The organism is Chromobacterium sinusclupearum, from assembly GCF_002902845.1.
Taxonomy (GTDB): Bacteria; Pseudomonadota; Gammaproteobacteria; order Burkholderiales; family Chromobacteriaceae; genus Chromobacterium; species Chromobacterium sinusclupearum.
The window spans coordinates 1-1,515 of sequence record NZ_PPTF01000099.1 but is presented as its reverse complement, the minus strand read 5'-3'; the positions used below and the strand labels follow the sequence as shown (position 1 = coordinate 1,515).

Sequence of the window (1,515 nt, the reverse complement as noted above, 5' to 3'; positions counted from 1 at the left end):
ACGGCCAAGTGCAGGCGACGGTCAGCCTCGATGCCAGCAACCTCGCCAACGGCGGCAACGCCCAGGTCTCGATCAGCGATGGCGGCGCGAGCAGCAGCGTCACCGTCCATAGCGACGGCTCGGTGACCAGCAGCAACCCGGCTGTCACCGCCAGCTACGCGGGCGGCGTGTTGAGCCTCGGCATTCCCGAACCGGCCAACGGCCAGGCCGTCAGCGTGTCGGCGACGCAAAGCAATGCGCTGGGCAACACCTCGCTAGCCGGGACCACGAGCGGCACCTTGAACCTGAGCCCGCCGAACGCGCCGGTGGTGGCGATCACCGAACACAGCGGCCAGCAAATCGCCAGCGGCGATGTGGCCCACGGCCAAGTGCAGGCGACGGTTACGCTGGATGCCCGCAACCTCGCCAACGGCGGCAGCGCCCAGGTCTCGATCAGCGATGGCGGCGCGAGCAGCAGCGTCACCGTCCATAGCGACGGCTCGGTGAGCAGCAGCAACCCGGCCGTCACCGCCAGCTACGCCAATGGCGTGCTGAGCCTAGGCATTCCCGAGCCGGCCAACGGCCAGGCCGTCAGCGTGTCCGCGACGCAAAGCAACGCGCTGGGCAACACCTCGCTAGCCGGGACCACGAGCGGCACCTTGAACCTGAGCCCGCCGAGCGCGCCGGTGGTGGCGATCACCGAACACAGCGGCCAGCAAATCGCCAGCGGCGATGTGGCCAACGGCCAAGTGCAGGCGACGGTCAGCCTCGATGCCAGCAACCTCGCCAATGGCGGCAGCGCCAAGGTCTCGATCAGCGATGGCGGCGCCAGCAGCAGTGTCACTGTGCATAGCGACGGCTCGGTGAGCAGCAGCAACCCGGCCGTCACCGCCAGCTACGCCAATGGCGTGTTGAGCCTCGGCATTCCCGAACCAGCCAATGGCCAGGCCGTCAGCGTGTCTGCGACGCAAAGCAACGCGCTGGGCAATGTGTCCACCGCCGCCAGCGCCAGCGGCACGCTGAATCTGACGCCGCCGGATGCGCCCACCGTCGCCATCGTCGAGCACAGCGGCCAGCAGATCGGCAGCGGCGATCTGGCGGGCGGCCACGTCCAAGCCAAGGTCAACCTCAGCGCCAGCAACCTCGCCAACGGCGGCAGCGCCCAGGTCTCGATCAGCGATGGCGGCGCGAGCAGCAGCGTCACCGTCCATAGCGACGGCTCGGTGACCAGCAGCAACCCGGCGGTGACCGCCAGTTACGCCAATGGCGTGCTGAGCCTCGGCATTCCGGAACCGGCCAATGGCCAAGCCGTCAGCGTGTCCGCGACGCAAAGCAACGCGCTCGGCAATGTTTCCCATGCCGCCAGCGCCAGCGGCACGCTGAATCTGACGCCGCCGGATGCGCCCACCGTCGCCATCGTCGAACACAGCGGCCAGCAGATTTCCAGCCCCGACCTGGCGGGCGGCCACGTCCAAGCCACCATCAATCTCAGCGCCGCCAATCTCAGCGCCGGCGGCAGCGCCCTGGTCACCATCA

The 1,515-nt window shown here is 68.7% G+C and carries 1 protein-coding gene; it reads left to right on the top strand.

Annotated features, from left to right (window positions below):
• The coding region (locus C2134_RS21680) for a hypothetical protein (RefSeq protein ID WP_199180011.1) at positions 1 to 1,515 on the top strand (1,515 nt) is incomplete at both ends.